The 16,688-nt window shown below is 71.9% G+C and carries 18 protein-coding genes, 1 tRNA gene and 2 rRNA genes; 8 read left to right on the top strand and 13 right to left on the bottom strand.

The features are described from left to right. Positions 1 to 6 precede the first annotated feature (6 nt). The 6 genes from ABIB53_RS05125 to dcd all read right to left on the bottom strand — a co-directional run bounded on the left by ABIB53_RS05125 (position 7) and on the right by dcd (position 4,459). Positions 7 to 1,395: an LGFP repeat-containing protein gene (locus ABIB53_RS05125; protein WP_354587385.1), complete on the bottom strand. Its 1,389-nt coding sequence runs from the start codon at positions 1,393 to 1,395 to the stop codon at positions 7 to 9. Then, the gene (locus ABIB53_RS05120; protein ID WP_354587384.1) at positions 1,392 to 1,889 is read right to left on the bottom strand and encodes a hypothetical protein; all 498 of its coding nucleotides are present in this window, start codon (positions 1,887 to 1,889) and stop codon (positions 1,392 to 1,394) included. The genes ABIB53_RS05125 and ABIB53_RS05120 overlap by 4 nt, the downstream gene beginning before the upstream one ends. After that, a complete protein-coding gene (locus ABIB53_RS05115; RefSeq protein WP_354587383.1) occupies positions 1,886 to 2,494 on the bottom strand; it encodes a hypothetical protein in 609 nt (202 codons plus the stop codon). The genes ABIB53_RS05120 and ABIB53_RS05115 overlap by 4 nt, the downstream gene beginning before the upstream one ends. Before the next feature lie 92 nt (positions 2,495 to 2,586). Next, positions 2,587 to 3,357, bottom strand: coding sequence for a hypothetical protein (locus ABIB53_RS05110; protein WP_354587382.1), 771 nt, complete (start codon positions 3,355 to 3,357; stop codon positions 2,587 to 2,589). Continuing rightward, on the bottom strand, positions 3,354 to 3,881 hold the full coding sequence (locus tag ABIB53_RS05105) for a MauE/DoxX family redox-associated membrane protein (protein WP_354587381.1): 528 nt from the start codon (positions 3,879 to 3,881) through the stop codon (positions 3,354 to 3,356). The genes ABIB53_RS05110 and ABIB53_RS05105 overlap by 4 nt, the downstream gene beginning before the upstream one ends. Then, positions 3,878 to 4,459, bottom strand: coding sequence for a dCTP deaminase (gene dcd / locus ABIB53_RS05100; RefSeq protein WP_191682037.1), 582 nt, complete (start codon positions 4,457 to 4,459; stop codon positions 3,878 to 3,880). The genes ABIB53_RS05105 and dcd overlap by 4 nt, the downstream gene beginning before the upstream one ends. A gap of 152 nt (positions 4,460 to 4,611) precedes the next feature. On the opposite strand from dcd, the gene ABIB53_RS05095 reads away from it, so the two are divergent. Next, the gene (locus ABIB53_RS05095; protein WP_354587380.1) at positions 4,612 to 5,736 is read left to right on the top strand and encodes an alkene reductase; all 1,125 of its coding nucleotides are present in this window, start codon (positions 4,612 to 4,614) and stop codon (positions 5,734 to 5,736) included. A 57-nt stretch (positions 5,737 to 5,793) separates the two neighbouring features. Here ABIB53_RS05095 and ABIB53_RS05090 read toward each other — a convergent pair whose 3' ends face one another. The 4 genes from ABIB53_RS05090 to ABIB53_RS05075 form a co-directional block, all read right to left on the bottom strand. Next, positions 5,794 to 6,507 carry a hypothetical protein gene (locus tag ABIB53_RS05090; protein ID WP_354587379.1) on the bottom strand — a complete coding sequence of 238 codons (714 nt, stop codon included), beginning with the start codon at positions 6,505 to 6,507 and terminating at the stop codon, positions 5,794 to 5,796. Continuing rightward, positions 6,507 to 7,061, bottom strand: a complete 555-nt coding sequence (locus ABIB53_RS05085) for an RNA polymerase sigma factor (RefSeq protein ID WP_354587378.1) — start codon at positions 7,059 to 7,061, stop codon at positions 6,507 to 6,509. The genes ABIB53_RS05090 and ABIB53_RS05085 overlap by 1 nt, the downstream gene beginning before the upstream one ends. A gap of 76 nt (positions 7,062 to 7,137) precedes the next feature. After that, positions 7,138 to 7,767: a hypothetical protein gene (locus ABIB53_RS05080; RefSeq protein ID WP_354587377.1), complete on the bottom strand. Its 630-nt coding sequence runs from the start codon at positions 7,765 to 7,767 to the stop codon at positions 7,138 to 7,140. A gap of 203 nt (positions 7,768 to 7,970) precedes the next feature. Beyond that, positions 7,971 to 8,636: a hypothetical protein gene (locus ABIB53_RS05075; RefSeq protein WP_354587376.1), complete on the bottom strand. Its 666-nt coding sequence runs from the start codon at positions 8,634 to 8,636 to the stop codon at positions 7,971 to 7,973. Between the two features lie 155 nt (positions 8,637 to 8,791). On the opposite strand from ABIB53_RS05075, the gene ABIB53_RS05070 reads away from it, so the two are divergent. After that, positions 8,792 to 9,340, top strand: coding sequence for a hypothetical protein (locus tag ABIB53_RS05070; RefSeq protein ID WP_354587375.1), 549 nt, complete (start codon positions 8,792 to 8,794; stop codon positions 9,338 to 9,340). Positions 9,341 to 9,463: 123 nt separating this feature from the next. Here the strand turns inward: ABIB53_RS05070 and ABIB53_RS05065 are convergent. Beyond that, a tRNA-Gly gene (locus tag ABIB53_RS05065) sits at positions 9,464 to 9,534 on the bottom strand. An 89-nt stretch (positions 9,535 to 9,623) separates the two neighbouring features. On the opposite strand from ABIB53_RS05065, the gene trxA reads away from it, so the two are divergent. The 6 genes from trxA to ABIB53_RS05035 all read left to right on the top strand — a co-directional run bounded on the left by trxA (position 9,624) and on the right by ABIB53_RS05035 (position 16,205). Further along, complete coding sequence (gene trxA, locus ABIB53_RS05060; protein WP_354587374.1) at positions 9,624 to 9,989, top strand: thioredoxin; 366 nt, start codon at positions 9,624 to 9,626, stop codon at positions 9,987 to 9,989. A gap of 49 nt (positions 9,990 to 10,038) precedes the next feature. Next, the gene (locus tag ABIB53_RS05055) at positions 10,039 to 11,466 is read left to right on the top strand and encodes a cytochrome P450 (protein WP_354587372.1); all 1,428 of its coding nucleotides are present in this window, start codon (positions 10,039 to 10,041) and stop codon (positions 11,464 to 11,466) included. A gap of 203 nt (positions 11,467 to 11,669) precedes the next feature. Next, positions 11,670 to 13,538, top strand: coding sequence for an acyl-CoA dehydrogenase (locus tag ABIB53_RS05050; protein ID WP_354587370.1), 1,869 nt, complete (start codon positions 11,670 to 11,672; stop codon positions 13,536 to 13,538). A 156-nt stretch (positions 13,539 to 13,694) separates the two neighbouring features. Next, complete coding sequence (locus ABIB53_RS05045) at positions 13,695 to 14,528, top strand: sigma-70 family RNA polymerase sigma factor (RefSeq protein ID WP_354587368.1); 834 nt, start codon at positions 13,695 to 13,697, stop codon at positions 14,526 to 14,528. 67 nt (positions 14,529 to 14,595) lie between these two features. Then, entirely contained in the window at positions 14,596 to 14,832 is a 237-nt protein-coding gene (locus tag ABIB53_RS05040; protein ID WP_354587367.1) for a hypothetical protein, read from the top strand. Between the two features lie 149 nt (positions 14,833 to 14,981). Further along, positions 14,982 to 16,205, top strand: coding sequence for an MBL fold metallo-hydrolase (locus ABIB53_RS05035; RefSeq protein ID WP_354587366.1), 1,224 nt, complete (start codon positions 14,982 to 14,984; stop codon positions 16,203 to 16,205). 168 nt (positions 16,206 to 16,373) lie between these two features. On the opposite strand, the gene rrf is transcribed toward ABIB53_RS05035, so the two are convergent. Further along, a 5S ribosomal RNA gene (rrf, locus tag ABIB53_RS05030) occupies positions 16,374 to 16,490 on the bottom strand. Positions 16,491 to 16,596: 106 nt separating this feature from the next. Beyond that, positions 16,597 to 16,688: ribosomal RNA gene (locus ABIB53_RS05025) — 23S ribosomal RNA — on the bottom strand; the annotation flags it as partial.

Raw genomic sequence — 16,688 nt, 5'->3', positions numbered from 1 at the left:
CGTCGCTCAGGCGACGATCGTCCCGCCCTCGAAGGTGCCCTCCCACTGGCCGTCGCTGCGCTGCTGGACGTGACCGGTCGGGTAGCCGTAGCTGCCGACATGGCTGCGCGCCGCCTTCCACGCGTCGAGGACGGGGCCGTAGACCGCCCACGCCTCGCCGGTGCCGAGCGACCAGGTCTCACCGCGCTGGAAGCGCTGGCGGGTGCCTCGCGCGAGCGTCGAGGCATCGGTGGTCGGCATGCCGAGCGCCGTGCCGTTGCCGCGCCCGAAGGTCGTCCACGCGGTGAAGTGGACGCCGGTGACCGCGCGGGTCTCGCCGCCCGACCAGTTCTGGCACACCGCACCACGCTCGAAGATCTGCTGGTAGCCGTTGGCGACGGCCTGCCGTCCACCGGTCGGGTAGCCGAGCGTGCCGCCCGCGCGCCCGAGCCGCTCCCAGACCTCGTATGCGGTGCCGTGGACGGCGACGACGGGCTTGCCCTTCGGCGCGGTGATCGCACCCTTCTGGAAGCGCTGGGTGCTGCCGGTGCTGCCGATGAACTCCGTCGCCACCGGGTAGCCGAGGGTCGGGATCGAGCCGACGGTCGACATCGCCTTGACGACCCCCTCGCGCACCGGGACCGCCGCTGCCTTCGAGGTCGCCTGGTAGATCCGGCCCCCGCTGTAGCGCACGAAGCGGCCGGTGCCGACGCCCCCGGGCCGCACGGGGCCGATGGAGTAGCCGAGGTAGGACTTCTGCTCGCCCATCGCGAAGTACTTCGCGCTGATGGCGCCCCACTGGGGCAGCTTGTCCGAGCTGTGCTCGGAGGTGCGGTTGTCGACGAGCGAGAGCGAGGTGCAGCTCTCCCACTCGTAGGGCGGGGTGCAGCTGACGAGGCGGCAGCGCACGCCACCGCTGCAGGCGACGTGGGTGTTGCACTGCCCGTAGCGGAAGGCGCTGCAGCAGTTCCGGCGGTCGTCGCAGCTGCCGGAGACGCCGTGCGAGCACGAGCAGTTCCAGCACTTGCTGTCGCAGATGCCGTCGGAGCAGCCGGTCGTGCACTTCGTGCACCGGGCGTTGCAGTCGACGATGTAGCGGTAGCGCCCGCCGCACCACGACGAGTCCGCGGCCTTCCACCACCCGGCGGCGAAGCTGCCCTCGGGGCAGGCGTTCTTGCCGTTGTTGATGCTCGCGCAGAAGACGGTCCAGCCCGCGCCGGGGCCGGTGCCCGGGCCGCAGATCGAGGCGTACGCGGTCTGCGGGCGCAGCACGTACCCCTTCGGGTCGGTGGCGATCGCGCTGCCGGCGACGGCCGTGCCGAGCAGGACGCTGCGCCGGTCGACGCCGCGGCCGCCCAGGCGGCGGGCGATGGCCTCGACGACCCGGACGCTCGCGGGCTGGCGCTCGGCGCTCATGAGACCACCGCGCGGATCTTCAGTGTCGAGGCGACGCGCGAGAGCCGGGGCACGGTGATCATCCGGCGCGAGTGCGAGCCGACGACGGCGTAGAGGCAGAAGCCCCGGCCGCCGGCGGTGAAGAACTTCTGCGAGGCGCTGCGACCGGGCACGTAGCGGGCCATCCTGTTCTGGGCGAAGTGGGACGGCGCGAGGGTCGGCACGCCACGGGCGGCGAAGAGCGCGGTGTCGGCGCACTCCTCGCCGTAGTCGACGAGCGCGAGGAAGACGTCGTCGGCGCGCATGCCCGGCACGACGTCGCCGCCGAAGTCGGACAAGGCGCTCGGCAGGGCACGGTTCGACACGTGCAGGACGGGGCGGCTGACGTCGCGCGCCCCCGGCGCCGCGCGACCGTCGGTCATCGGTGCGGGCTGCAGGACGGGTCGGCGCTGCACCCGGCCGTCCCAGTCGTCGGGGAGCTGGAGCTCGATCCCGTGACGGTCGATGGACCTCATGCGGGGACCCCTGTCAGTGCGGCGGCGAGCAGGACAGCACCCGAGAGGACGAGCGCGATGGCCGCGACCCTAGCAACGGGCTGCGCCCACCGCCTCAGGGTACGGAAGGTGTCGTGGAGGTCAGAGGGGGTCTGCGCCCGGCGGACCCGCAGCAGCGGGAGCGCCCGCACGAGCCCGAAGATCAGCCCGACCAGCCCGCCGGCCCACCACGTCGAGGCGAGCAGCGCGAAGAGGTAGACGGCGTACGTCGTCGTGCTCGTGATGATCGTGACGAAGCCGAGCCCGAGCTGCGCCCCGAAGCCGAGCCCCGTGACCCACCCGCGGTAGCGCCCGATCCACGCCTCGTCGACCTGCCGGCGCCAGGACGGCACGGCGTGCCCGCCGGCGCGCAGGTCGAGGACGGCACCGAGCAGGAGCAGGAGCGCGAGCAGCCCGAGGACCGCCGGCGAGCCGAGCACCCCGTCGGGCACGACCGAGCCGACCGCACCCAGGAGCACTCCGACGAGGGCGCCCGCGAGCGCTGAGGAGATGACGTAGGCGGCGGCCGTGACGGACCACCGGGAGGCGCGTCCCCGCTCACCGAGCGGGGTGATGCTCGAGAGCATCGACTCGCCTCAAGGCGACCACGTGGCGCGCACGGCCGCGACGATCGCCACCGGCACCCCGAGCGCGAGCCCGAGGAGGGTGGGGTCGGGGCTCACGCGCCGTCCCGCCCGGAGGGGTCGGGGTAGAGGCTCGGGTGACCCGGGCCGAGACCGGCGGCGCGCAGCTCGGCGTCGACCGACGTCGGGTCGTCGCGCTCGCCGCGGTCCTCGAAGGGGGTGGCGGTGCGGTGCTCGTGGTCGGCGACGGCCTGGCCCATGAGGTCGCTGACCTGCGGCCAGGACGAGGCCGAGCCCTCGCCGACGATGTCGCCGTCGACGAGGTAGACGAAGTACGGCGAGCCCGGGACGACGAAGTCGTCCCACGCGGCGGAGGAACGGACCAGCTCGGCGCCTCCCTGTGCCAGCTCGGCGAGGGCGCTCGGGGACTCGCCGTCGTCCCCCTTCGCCACGACGAGGAGGCGGGCCTGACCGGGCACCTCCGTCTCGGTGCGGAAGGCCTGCCAGAAGGCGCCGCACACCGTGCACCCGGTGCTGAGGAAGGCGAGGAGGTAGCGGCCGCTCGTGAGGTCGACCTGGGCGGGGGCCCCGTCGAGGGTCGCGCCGGAGATGCCGGCGACCCGCACGTGCTGGGAGCGTGCCGGGGCCATGACACCGCGCTCGATCTCGACGGGGACCGGCCCGCCGGTGCCGCCCGCCGCGCTCTCCCGCTCGGCCTGACGGTCGAGCTCGAGGCCGGCCCCGAGGTCGTGCAGGGCCTTGAGGATGAGGGCGTGGCTGCGCAGCAGGCCGAGGACGAGCATCCCGAGGAGCACGACGGCGATGAGCAGGACGACGACGAGGGTCGTGAGGACGGGGGTGCTCATGAGATGGGTCTCCCGGCGGATCGGGCAGCGGCGGCGGTGGCGGTGGGCAGGACGGCGATGACCTGCCAGAGCAGGAAGCCCAGGACGGCGGCGAGCACGACGACGAGCGCGGGCTGCACGGACCACCAAGGCTGGGCGGGCGGGGAGACGGCGAGCGCGCCCGCGGCGAGCGCGACGAGACCGGTCGCGATCGCGTGCGCCCGGGTCGGCGGGGTGTCCGCGCGGCCGAGGCAGCCGCACGACTCGACGACGCCGCCGCGGGCGAGCGCGAGCAGGACGAAGCCGGTGAAGCCGGCGTAGAGCAGGGCGACGGCGGCCGCGGCCGGACGGCTCGGGCCGACGAGGGCGGCGATGCCCGCGACGACCTCGACGACGGCGAGGACCCGCACGAGCGCGGGACTGCCGGGCAGACCGGCCGAGCGCAGCCCGCGCACGGTGTCGGCGGGGTCGAGCACCTTCGGCGCCCCGGCGACGACGAGGAGCACCGCGGCCGCGAGGACGAAGGGGACGAGCGCGTCGGTCATGGGGTGAGACCGCTGCGGTGGAACTTCTCGAAGCTGCGGCTGGCGGTCGGCCCGCGCTGGCCCTGGTAGTGCGACCCGTAGGCGCCGCTGCCGTAGGGCACCTCGGCGGGCGAGGTCAGCCGCATGAAGCAGAACTGGCCGATCTTCATCCCCGGCCACAGCATGATCGGCAGGGTCGCGACGTTGCTCAGCTCGAGGGTCACGTGCCCGGAGAAGCCCGGGTCGACGAAGCCCGCCGTCGCATGGGTCAGCAGACCGAGCCGGCCCAGGCTCGACTTGCCCTCGACCCGCGCGGCGAGGTCGTCGGGCAGGGTGATCGTCTCGAGCGTCGAGCCGAGGACGAACTCGCCCGGGTGCAGCACGAAGCCCTCGGCGGGGTCGACCTCGACGAGCCGGGTGAGCTCGGGCTGGTCCTGCGCGGGGTCGATGACCGGGTACTTGTGGTTGTCGAAGAGCCGGAAGTACCGGTCGAGCCGCACGTCCACGCTGCTCGGCTGGACCATCGCAGGGTCCCACGGGTCGAGCACGACCCGGCCCGCGTCGACCTCGGCGCGGATGTCACGGTCGGAGAGCAGCATGGCGCACACCCTAGTTGGCGCCCTGACGGCCGGCACCGGACGTCCGGGAATCCCCGGCGCCCTCGCACGGTTGCGCCCTGGGTGAGACCCGTGCGACGACCCGCTGCCGCGTCGTCGACCCCCGACATCCCCCCTTCGCGAAGGAGGCTCCTGTGAGCCGCACCCCCTCCCCCTTCTCCCCCGTCACAATCGGTCGCTGGGACCTGTCCAACCGTCTCGTCATGGCGCCGCTCACCCGCAACCGCGCCGGCGAGGGCCAGGCCCCGACCGAGCTCAACGCCCGCTACTACGGGCAGCGCGCGAGCGCCGGCCTCGTCATCACCGAGGGCAGCCAGCCCAGCGCCGTCGGCCAGGGCTACCTCGCGACGCCGGGCGTCCACAGCAAGGAGCAGGCGAAGGGGTGGCGCCTCGTCGCCGACGCCGTGCACGAGGGCGGCGGCCACGTCGTCGTCCAGCTCATGCACGCCGGTCGCGTCGCCCACCCGGACAACAAGGACGGCCTCGAGACGGTCGCGCCGAGCGCCGTGCGCGCCCCCGGTGAGATCGTCACCGCCGACGGCTCGAAGCCCTTCGCCGAGCCCCGGGCACTCGAGACCGACGAGCTGGCGAGCGTCCGCGACGAGTTCGTCGCCGCCTCGCGCCTGGCCGTCGACGCCGGTCTCGACGGGGTCGAGCTGCACGCCGCGAACGGCTACCTGCTCCACCAGTTCCTCGCGCCGAGCACGAACCAGCGCACCGACTCCTACGGCGGCTCCCCCGAGGCCCGCGCCCGCTTCGTCGTCGAGGTCGCCCAGGCCGTCGCCGACGAGATCGGGGCCGACCGCGTCGGCATCCGGATCAGCCCCGGGCACCCCGCGAACGGCGTCGAGGAGCCCGAGGCCGCCGACGTGCGTGCGACGTACACCTCATTGCTCGAGCAGCTCGCCCCGATGAACCTTTCGTACCTGTCGATCCTCGCCTTCGACGCCGCGTCGATGGCGCTCACCGGTGAGCTCGCCGAGATCTTCGGCGGGCCGGTCCTGCTCAACACGGGCTTCTCGAAGATCACGACGTACGCCGAGGTCGAGGAGCTGCTCGCCGGCGGCGTCGCCGACGCCGTCGTCGTCGGCCGCCCCTTCCTCGCCAACCCCGACCTCGTGCGGCGCTGGCGCGAGCACGGCGACGACGCGCAGCTCAACACCCCGGACCAGGCCACCTTCTATGGCGGTGGCGCCGAGGGCTACACCGACTACCCGACGCTCGAGGAGATCGAGTCGCAGGAGGGTCGCACCGCCTGAGCGGTCGACCGGCGTGGCGAAGGGGGAGGGCAGGTGCCCTCCCCCTTCGTCGTCGGCTCACCAGTTGGTGACGATGCGGATCAGCACCGGCTCGGTCGGGACGGAGTCGAAGGTGAGGTATCTCAGCTCGCTGCCCGGTCCGTCGACGTGCTCCGCGGTGATCCGTGACCTCGGGTAGGCCGCGGCTGACTCGTCCTCGTACTCGTTGATGATCAGCCCACGAGCGGGGTCGATCTTCCAGGCCCGCTCCGTGCGCCAGTCACCGGTCTCACCGTCGTCGCCCCAGAATCGCACCGGGATCCCCTCTGCGTTCGTCGCCCGGGTCAGGGTGCCGAGGTCCAGGCCCTCGAGGCTGACGTCGATGCGCACCCGGCCGTCGGGGAGGCGCTCGACCCGCTCGGAGCGGTACTCCGCGAGCCTCGCCGTCTCCTTCGCCCCGTAGGGCTCCCAGACACGACCGGTCCGGTAGGGCGTCGGTGCAGCGCTCGTCGCGCTCGTGCTCGTGCTCGTGCCCGTCGTGGCGGGGGCGGCTCCCTCGTCACGGGTGAGCGCCGGGATCGCGGCCAGCGCCGCGACGAGCGCGGCGGCTGCCGCGACGGAGACGAGCAGCGCGGCGCGGCCGTGACGCCGGGGCGACGGTGCGGGCGTGACCGATGCGAGCTGCCACCGCTCCTGCGCGGCACGTCGCTGGTCCTGCGTCGGTCCCTCCACGTCCGCTCGCATCTCGCGCAGCGCGCGCAGCTCCGGCGCGTCCTCGATGTCCAGGTCCATCACTGCTCCCCCTTCGGGTCGTCGGTCGACAGCGCCGCACGCAGGTCGCGGCGGGCGCGGTGGAGACGGGAGCGCACGGTGCCGACGGGGATGTCGAGCGCCTGCGCCACCTCGGGGTACGACAGCTCGGCCAGGGCGACGAGCAGCAGCACGTCGCGGTCGCCGTCGGTCATCGCCGCCAGGGCGCTCGGCAGGCCGCTCGCGCGACGGCCGGCGTCGACGCGGGCGTCGACGTGCTCGGTCTCGTCACCGGTCGTCACGGGGTCGACCCCGGTCCGCGCCCAGGCCCGGTAGGCCCGCACCTCGTCGCGGTGGTGGCGCGAGAGCAGGTGGGTGGCGATGCCGAAGACCCAGGCTCGCGCACTCCCTCGCCCCGGGTCGAAGCCGCCGGGTCGGGCGGCCGCCTGCGCGAAGGTCTCGCTCGCCAGGTCCTTCGCCACGGCACGCGGCACGCGTCGCGCCAGGTAGCGGTAGACCTCGGCGTAGTGGCGCTCGAAGACCGCTGCCAGCGGGTCCGCGCCCAGAGCCAGAGGCGGGCTGCTGCTCGCTGTCATGACGAGTCCTCGTCTCCCCTCGGGTGTCCTCACACCACTAGTTGCCCGAAGCGGACCGAGGGGTTCACGAGACGGGTCAGCGGGTCGTCGTGCTCGACACCTTGCCCCACGTCGAGGGGGTGTCGGCGGTGACGACGCGCCACGAGCGCGCGGTCGAGGCGTAGGCGGTGAGGGTGAGGACCCCCTTCGTGCTCGTCGTGCCGGTCTTGACCGGGGTCCACGCGCACGTGGAGCACTTGCGCGACTCGAGGGTGGCCTTCGCGCCGGCCCACGGGCGGAAGGCGGAGGCGCTCCACGCGTACCGGCTCGTCGTCGCGGTGACGGAGACGGTGCTGCCGGAGCGGGCGCTCGTCACGGCAGTGCGCGAGGCGAAGCGGACCGACATCGACGTGGAGTTCTGCGGGACGAGGTTGTGCGCCTCGTCGTACGCCTCGTCCGCCTGGACCCGGAAGGTCCCGGTGCGGTTGACGTCGTACCACTCGATGGTGTCGGTCCGGGCGCCGTCGAAGTGGAACATGTCGGCGTACTCGCCCGCGGGCGTCATGACGCCCCACCACGCGTCGACCGCGTATTTCGAGCAGCCGGCGCTGAAGGTCGCGGTCAGGTCGCGCGTCGGCGAGCTCACCGAGACCTTGCTCGGCACGGAGATCGAGCAGCTGCCGGCGGCCTGGGCGGGCGCTGCGACGGAGAGGGGGACGAGGGACACGGCGGCGAGGGCCGCGAGGCGCGTGAGGATGAGGGTCCTGTCGGGCGAAGGGGGTTCAGACCCCGGCCCAGCACCGGTGGCTAGCGCAACCTAGCGCCGATCTGCCTGCGGCGGAGGCGGATTGGCAACATACGGGGTCGGGGTTCGAAGAAGGATCGTCACCTCGAGGTGACGATCCTTCTTCGAACCAGCGGGCTCCCCCGTCAGCGCTTCGTGTAGCTGGAGGCTCGGCCCCAGGTGGAGGAGGTGTCGGAGGTGACGACGCGCCAGTAGCGGCTCGTCGAGGCGTAGGACTTCATCGTGACGACGCCCGAGCCGTTGGTGGTGCCGCTCTTGACGTACTTCCACGAGCACGACGAGCACGACTTCATCTGGAGGCTGGCCTTCGCGCCCGACCAGGAGCGGTAGCCGCCGGCGCCGGGCGAGTAGCGCTTCGCCGTGCCCTTGACGGTGACGTACTTCCCGGAGCGGGTGCTGCTCGCGGACGTGCGCGAGCCGAGCTTGACGGTCATCGTCGTGGAGTTCTGCGCGAGCTCGTCGTAGTCGTGGTCGTACGCAAACTCCGGCCGGACCTTGAAGGTCCCCATGCCCTCCCAGTCGTACCAGTCGTAGCTATCGCTCGAGCTGGTCCCGTCGTAGTAGAACGAGCCGGAGTGTCCCTGCGTCGGATGGACGATGGACCACCACGCCGACTCGGCGTACCGCACGCAGCCGGCGCTGAACTTCGCGGTGATCTCGCGGTACGGCGAGTAGATCGAAACCTTGCTCGGCACGCTGATCGAGCAGCTGCCGGCGGCCTGCGCGGGGGCGACGGCGACAGCCGTGGGGACGAGAGAGATGGCGGCGACCGCCGCGACGCGCGCGAGCATGGCGAGTCCTTCGTGAGAGGTGGGGCGCCGCGACCCTGCACCGCAGCAGGTGAACCGTAGCGAAGGTGCCGCACCTCACGTGCCGCTTCGGGCCAACCTGACGACGTGCTGCACCTGGGAGACTGCCGAGTCACGACTGCGCGAAGGGAGATCCGATGGCCATCAGGGTGGGTCGAGCGCTCGTCGTCGCCGTGCTGGTCACGAGTGCCTGCGGCATCACCTCTCCGCCACGGGGCGACGAGATCCGGCTCAGCGGCGAGGAGGACGCCGTAGAGCTGTGCCTGCCCGGGGGTGACGACATCGCAGACATGTCGTTCGGGATGGAGACCGTGCGGGTGACGGGCGACGTCCCGGTCGAGCTCGTCGCCGTCCACCTGGTGGAGCCCCAGGACTTCGAGCTGGTCCAGGCCTACGTCGCACCCGAGCGGGTCCGAGGCAGCTTCGGCGGCGTCACCGGCTGGCCCGGACAGGGCGTGTCCCGGCAGACGCTCGACGCGTTGCAGCCCATCCCCGGGGCAGTGCTGCCCCCGGCCCAGGACCTCCCCGAGGACGAGAGACGGCCCGGGCTCGTGCTGCACCTGCGAGGCGCGGCAGGCGCGCGATTCGAGGGGTTCACCGTCGACTACCGCCTCGAGGGGTCGGACAAGGTGCTGCGCACCGACCGCTCGCACCAACGGATGTCGGTCGGCGACTGCGGCGGGTGAGGCACCTGGTTCGAAGAAGGATCGTCACCTCGAGGTGACGATCCTTCTTCGAACCGACGGGCTCGCGGGAGCGGGGACGGCGAAGGGGAGGCGGCCGGTGGCCACCTCCCCTTCGCGCTGCTGAGCCGGTGACGGGAATCGAACCCGCGTGTCCAGCTTGGGAAGCTGGCGCTCTACCATTGAGCTACACCGGCGCGCACCCGACCAGCGGGTGCGGCGGCCATCGTAACCCACCCCCTAGCGCCCCCCGGACCCCAGTCGCGTCCCGGCGGACAGGAGCGTCATGAGCACCACCGACCTGACCACGGAAGACTTCGAGAAGACCATCACGAGCAACGACATCGTGATCGTCGACTGGTGGGCGGAGTGGTGCGGACCGTGCAAGCAGTTCGCCCCGGTCTACTCGAAGGTGAGCGACGCCCACCCCGACGTCGTCTTCGGCAAGGTCGACACCGAGGCCGAGCAGGAGCTCGCCGCCGCCGCGTCGATCACCTCGATCCCCACGACGATGGCCTTCCGTGACGGCATCCTCGTCTTCTCGCAGCCGGGCGCCCTGCCCGAGGCCGCGCTCCAGGAGGTCATCTCGCAGGTCCGCGACCTCGACATGGACGACATCCGTCGCCAGCTGGAGACCCAGCAGCAGCAGTGACCCTGTCGGCGCGGCGACCTCGACGTCGCCGCGCCGATATCGTGGCTCGATGAGCCCGACCACGGCGAGGTCGCAGGCCCTGCCGCGCTTCGCCCGCACGACCTTCCCTCACCCCCCAGGTCGTCGCCCGCTCGTGGGCGACCTCAGCGGGCTGCCCCGAACGCCGGTCCAGACGATCCTGCGCGGGGTGGAGGGGCTCGGCGACATCTGCGAGTTCAAGGCCTTCCGCAACCGCTTCGTCCTCGTGACGACCGGCGAGCTCATGGCCGAGCTGTGCGACGAGCGTCGCTTCGTCAAGGCGCTCCCGCCCGGTCTCGTCGCCCTGCGCCGCAACGCCGGCGACGGGCTCTTCACCGCCTACAACGACGAGACGAACTGGCGGCTCGCGCACGACCTGCTGCTCCCCGCCTTCGCCCGACCCGCGATGCTGCGCTACCACGCGACGATGCTCGGCGCCGCGGACGAGCTCGTCTCGAAGTGGGACGCCGCGGCCGCCGCCGACGAGCCCGTCGACGTCCCCGGCGACCTCACCCGGCTCACCCTCGAGACGATCAGCCGCTGCGCCTTCTCCAAGGACATGGGCTCCTTCACCTCCGCGGAGGTCCACCCCTTCGTCCAGGGCATGGTGCGCACCCTCGGCGCGGGTCAGCGGATCGCCGCCGTCGGCTCCCTCCCCCTCGTCGGCCGGCGTCTCGCCGACCGGGTCGACGCGCGCATGTCGCAGCACCGGGAGGAGGTGCACGCGATGATCGACGGGTGGGTCGCCGAGCGGCGCTCGTCCGGCGAGGTCGACGACCGTGACCTGCTCGGCATCATGCTCGGCAGCGCCCACCCGGAGACCGGCGCGATGCTCGACGACGAGAACATCCGTCACCAGATCCAGACCTTCCTCGTCGCCGGGCACGAGACGACCTCGGGCGCGCTCTCCTTCGCCCTGCACTACCTCTCGCGGGACCCGCAGGCCCTGGCTGCTGCCTACGCCGAGACCGACGCCGTCCTCGGTCCGGACCGCGACGCCCGGCCGACCTTCGAGCAGGTGCCGAAGCTGCGGCACCTGCGCCGCTGCCTCGACGAGGCGCTGCGGCTGTGGCCGACCGCCCCCGCCTTCGCCCGCGGGCCGCGCAAGACGACGGTGCTCGGCGGGCGCTGGCAGATGGAGCCCGGTGACTGGGCGATGGCGCTGCTGCCCGCGGTGCACCGCGACCCGGCGGTCTGGGGAGACGACGCCGAGGAGTACCGCCCCGACCGCTTCCTCCCGGTCGAGGTCAAGGCCCGCCCCGCACACACGTACAAGCCCTTCGGCACCGGCGAGCGCGCGTGCATCGGGCGCCAGTTCGCGCTCCACGAGGCCGTCCTCGTCCTCGCGCGCGTCCTCCACCGCTTCGAGATCGAGGCCGACCCGGGGTACGAGCTGGAGATCACCGAGCGGCTGACGCTCATGCCGCGGCACCTGCGGCTGTCCCTGCGGCCGCGCTGACGAGAGGCGAAGGGGGGAGGTCGGGTCGTGGTCTCGAGGCTCGCCGGCGCTCGCACCTCGACCATCGAGGCGAGCGAGCCCGTGTGCGCCACATCACCAGGCCCTGCCTTGCAGCAGCGCGGGCCTCGGACGGACCATGGCGGTAGGTAAGCAAGCGCTCACCTACCTCACGTCCCCGAGCACGTCCAGGAGCACAGCCCGCGATGGGTCACTACAAGAGCAACCTCCGTGACATCGAGTTCAACCTCTTCGAGGTCCTGGGCCGCGACGAGGTCCTCGGCGTCGAGCCCTACCAGGTGGACGGCGAGACCGCCCGCGACATGCTCAAGGAGGTCTCGCGCCTCGCCGAGAACGAGCTCGCCGAGTCCTTCGCCGACGCCGACCGCAACCCGCCCGTCTTCGACCCCACGACGTCGTCGGTGACGATGCCGGGCTCCTTCGCGAAGAGCTACCAGGCCTACACCGAGTCCGGCTTCTGGTCCGTCGACGTGCCGGCCGAGCTCGACGGCACCCCGGCGCCCCCGTCGCTGAAGTGGGCGATGAACGAGATGGTCCTCGGCGCCAACCCCGCCATCGGCATGTTCTCGGCGTCGTACTCCTTCGCCAACCTGCTCTACATCCTCGGCACCGACGAGCAGAAGAAGCTCGCCCGTTGGATCATCGAGCGCGGCTGGCACTGCACGATGGTCCTCACCGAGCCCGACGCGGGCTCCGACGTCGGCGCCGGCCGCACGAAGGCCGTCGACGCCGGGGACGGCACGTGGCACGTCGAGGGCGTCAAGCGCTTCATCACCTCGGCAGAGTCCGACATGACCGACAACGTCATCCACTTCGTCCTCGCCCGCCCCGAGGGTGCCGGCCCCGGCACGAAGGGCCTGTCCCTCTTCATCGTCCCGAAGTACCACGTCGACCTCGAGACCGGTGAGCTCGGCGAGCGCAACGGCGCCTACGTCACCGGCCTCGAGAAGAAGATGGGTCTGAAGGTCTCGACGACCTGCGAGGTGACCTTCGGCGAGAAGGAGCCGGCGATCGGCACCCTCCTCGGCGGCACCCACGACGGCATCGCGCAGATGTTCCGCGTCATCGAGAATGCCCGGATGCTCGTCGGCACGAAGGCCATCGCCACCCTGTCGACCGGCTACCTCAACGCCCTCGAGTTCGCCAAGCAGCGCGTCCAGGGCGCCGACCTCACCCAGATGAGCGACAAGGCCGCGCCCCGCGTGACGATCACCCACCACCCCGACGTGCGCCGCAGCCTCATGCTGCAGAAGTCCTACGCCGAGGGCCTGCGTGCGCTCGTGCTCTTCACCGCCACCCAGCAGGACGTCGTCGACCTCGAGCAGCGTCGCACCGGCGCCGAGCAGATCGCGCCCGACTCCCCCGCCGCGATGGCCGGCCGGGTCAACGACCTGCTCCTGCCGCTGGTCAAGGGTCTGGGCTCCGAGCGGGCCTGGGTGCTCCTCGGCACCGAGTCGCTGCAGACCTTCGGCGGCTCGGGCTACCTCCAGGACTACCCCGTCGAGCAGTACGTCCGCGACGCGAAGATCGACACCCTCTACGAGGGCACGACCGCCATCCAGGGCCAGGACTTCTTCTTCCGCAAGATCATCCGGGACCAGGCCCAGGCCCTCGGCCACCTCGCCACGCAGATCCAGCAGTTCGCCCAGGACGTCGACGCCCAGGGCGGTCGGCTCACCCAGGAGCGCCAGCTCCTCGCCCAGGCGCTCGAGGACACCCAGGGCATCCTCGGCGCGATGGTCGGCCCGCTCACGGCGTCCGACCCGCGCCAGGAGGGCGGCGACGTCACCAACCTCTACAAGGTCGGCCAGAACACGACCCGCCTGCTCCTCGCGGCCGGTGACCTCGTCATCGGCTGGCTGCTCCTGCGCCAGGCCGCCGTCGCGGTCGACGCGCTCGATAGCGCGCAGGGCAAGGACGTCGACTTCTACACCGGCAAGATCGCGGCCGCCCGCTTCTTCGCCACCCAGGTGCTCCCGCGCCTGGCCTCCGAGCGCGCCATCGCCGAGGCGACGGACAACGCCCTCATGGAGGTGCCCGAGGCGGCCTTCTGAGCCACCTCCCCCCACGACGAAGGGGGTGCCGCCGGGTTGACCCGGGGGCGCCCCCCTTCGTCGTCCCCCCGTCACCGGGCGAAGGAGTCCCCCTCCCCCGCGTCACATCTCGCCCGACGCGTGCGTCATCAGGGCATGAGACGAGACGATGAGTGGATGGACACGACGGCGGCGTTCGAGGCGGAGCGGCCCCGGCTGCAGCGCATCGCGACGAAGGTGCTCGGCGACCCGGGCGAGGCCGAGGACGTCGTCCAGCAGGCGTGGCTGCGACTGCACGGCAGCGCAGCCGAGATCGAGAGCCTGCCCGCGTGGCTGACGACCGTGACGACCCGGCTGTGCCTGGACCGCCTGCGCGCTCGCACCCCGGTGCCGGTTGAGGACCTCGGCGTCACCGACGTCGCGCCCGACCCCGCCGACGACGTCGCGCTCGCCGACACCGTCGGGGTGGCCCTCCAGGCGGTGCTCGACCGGCTCTCCCCCCGCGAGCGGGTCGCCTTCGTCCTGCACGACAGCTTCGCCGTCGACTTCCCCGCGGTCGCCACCATCCTCGGCACGACCCCCGCCGCGGCCCGTCAGCTCGCGTCCCGGGCCCGGGCGAAGGTCAGCCGGCCCGCACCCGCCGACCGGCTCGACGACTGGCAGGTCGTCGACGCCTTCATGGCGGCGGCGCGCGAGGGTGACTTCGCCGGGCTCCTGCGCCTGCTCGCGCCCGACGCCGTCGTCGAGGGCGACGCGGCCGCGGTGCTCGTCGGCACGCCCGCGCGGATGACGGGGCGCGAGAGCGTCGCAGGCTTCTTCGACGGCAGCGCCCATGCCGCCCTGCCCGCGCTCGTCGAGGGCCGCCCGGGGTACGCGTGGTACCACCGGGGCGCGGCCATGGTCGCCTTCGACTTCACCGTCGTCGACGGCGTGGTGACGCGGGTCGACTTCCGGGCCGACCCCGACGTCCTCGCCGCGGTGGTGCGCCGCGAGGAGGACCGGGAGCGATGACCTGTCACACCTGCGCGATCCCGCTCGTCATCTCGACGACGGACCCCACCCACAGGAGGAGCACGAGATGAAGACCATGACCTGCAGCCAGCTCGGCGGCCCGTGCGACCTCGCCCACCGGGGCGAGAACGCGGACGACGTCATCAACGCCCAGGACCAGCACCTCAAGGAGATGGAGCGGGCGGGCGACGTCGCGCACCAGCCGGCCCGCGACGAGATGAAGGGCCGCTGGCGCCACCCGAAGAAGTCGCTCGGCTGGTACCGGGAGATGAAGCAGACCTTCGCGGACCTGCCGGAGAGCTGAGCGGCACGGCGGGGCGAAGGGGCCGGGAGACGCGAGCGTCCTCGCCCCCTTCGTGCGTGCCGAGGACGGTTCGTCGCAGGGGAACGTCGTCCCTGGGGCGCCTGCTCCACCCATAGCGTCACGCGCACCCACTGGACGAAGGAGTTCTCATGGTGCGCGCACCGCATGACCATCACGACCACGGAGCCGAGTGCCTGTGCGACCGGCTGCCCGTCGAGGCGGTGACGAGCGAGCGTGACGAGGCGATCGACCAGGCCCGCTCCGGGCTGTCGCTCTCTCGACGCAGCATCGTCGCCGGGGTCGGCCTGGCCGCCGCGGGCGCCGCCCTCGCCCCCGCTGCCGCGGCGAGCCCGGCGCACCGCCCGCCCGCTGCCCCGGGCACGCGGGGTCTCGAGCTCGTCCTGCTCGGCACGCGCGCCGGCCCGCCGGTCGACCTGCACCAGGTGGGCGCCGCGACCGCCCTCGTCGTCGACGGCCAGACCTACGTCGTCGACTGCGGCCGCGCCTCGGTGACCCAGTTCGTCAAGGCCGGGCTGCGGCTGGACTCGATCCGGGGCATCTTCCTCACCCACCTGCACGCCGACCACATCGCCGACTACTACAACTTCTTCATGCTCGGCGGGCACATCAAGAACCAGAACGGCGACCACATCGAGCGTCGGGTGCCGGTCCTCGGCCCCGGCCCGGCCGGCGGCCTGCAGCCCAAGTTCGGCGGCGGCACCGCACCCACGGTCAACCCCGCCGACCCGACGCCGGGCACGAAGCAGATGACCGAGTCGCTGCATGCGGCGTACGCGTACAGCATGAACGTCTTCCTGCGGGACATGAACGTCGTCGACATCCGCACGCTCATGGATGTTCGCGAGATCCAGCTGCCCGGCACCGTGACGGCCGACTACCTCAACACCTCGCCCGACATGTCCCCCTTCGAGATCTACCGGGACGACAAGGTGACGGTCACCGCGACGCTCGTGCCGCACGGCCCGGTCTTCCCCGCGTACGCCTTCCGCTTCGACACCGCGTACGGGTCGGTGACCTTCTCCGGCGACACCCGCTACTCGACCAACCTCGTCGAGATGGCCCAGGACACCGACATCCTCGTCCACGAGGCGATCGGCGTGGAGGGTGCCGGCCTGCCGGACGCCACCCTGGACCACATGCTCCAGTCGCACGTCCTCATCGAGAAGGTCGGCGAGGTCGCCCAGCAGGCGCACGCGAAGCACCTCGTCGTCTCGCACCACGCCGACCTCGGGGCACCCAAGGTCGACGTGCGACGGTGGACGCGACTGGCGCAGCGCGGCTACCGCGGCCGCACCACGGTCGGCTGGGACCTCGACCGCTTCACGCTCGGGCGTCGACCCGGGCGTCGCTGAGCGAACCAACGGCCCACCTGGCCGGCGTGCCCCAACCCGGGGCGCGCCGGCCCGTCGATCGTGGCCCTGACCGCCCAACCCATCAGGACGCGAGAAACGCCCCGACGAGAACATCGCTGATCTCGTGGGGCGTTTCTTGTCCACCCGCAATGGGGGTGGTGAATGGTTGTCCGGCTGCGTCCTACTCTCCCACACCGTCACCAGTGCAGTACCATCGGCGCTGAAGGGCTTAGCTTCCGGGTTCGGAATGGAGCCGGGCGTTTCCCCTTCGCTATGACAGCCGAAACTCTATGGAGATGTATCGGTTGTTTGTTTCCCGACCGTATCTCGGGAACTGGACAGTGGACGCGAAGACTTCTTCTTTTACACCCACCCACGAGGGGTGAGAGTGTGTATCAAGTTATCGGCTTATTAGTACCAGTCAGCTCCATGCATTGCTGCACTTCCACATCTGGCCTATCAACCCAGTAGTCTACTGGGAGC

Origin of the sequence: Janibacter sp. UYMM211 (genome assembly GCF_040547045.1) — a bacterium.
Taxonomy (GTDB): Bacteria; Actinomycetota; Actinomycetes; order Actinomycetales; family Dermatophilaceae; genus Marihabitans; species Marihabitans melonis.
Note: the sequence above shows the minus strand (reverse complement) of the source record. Positions and strands in the feature narration are given on the sequence as shown.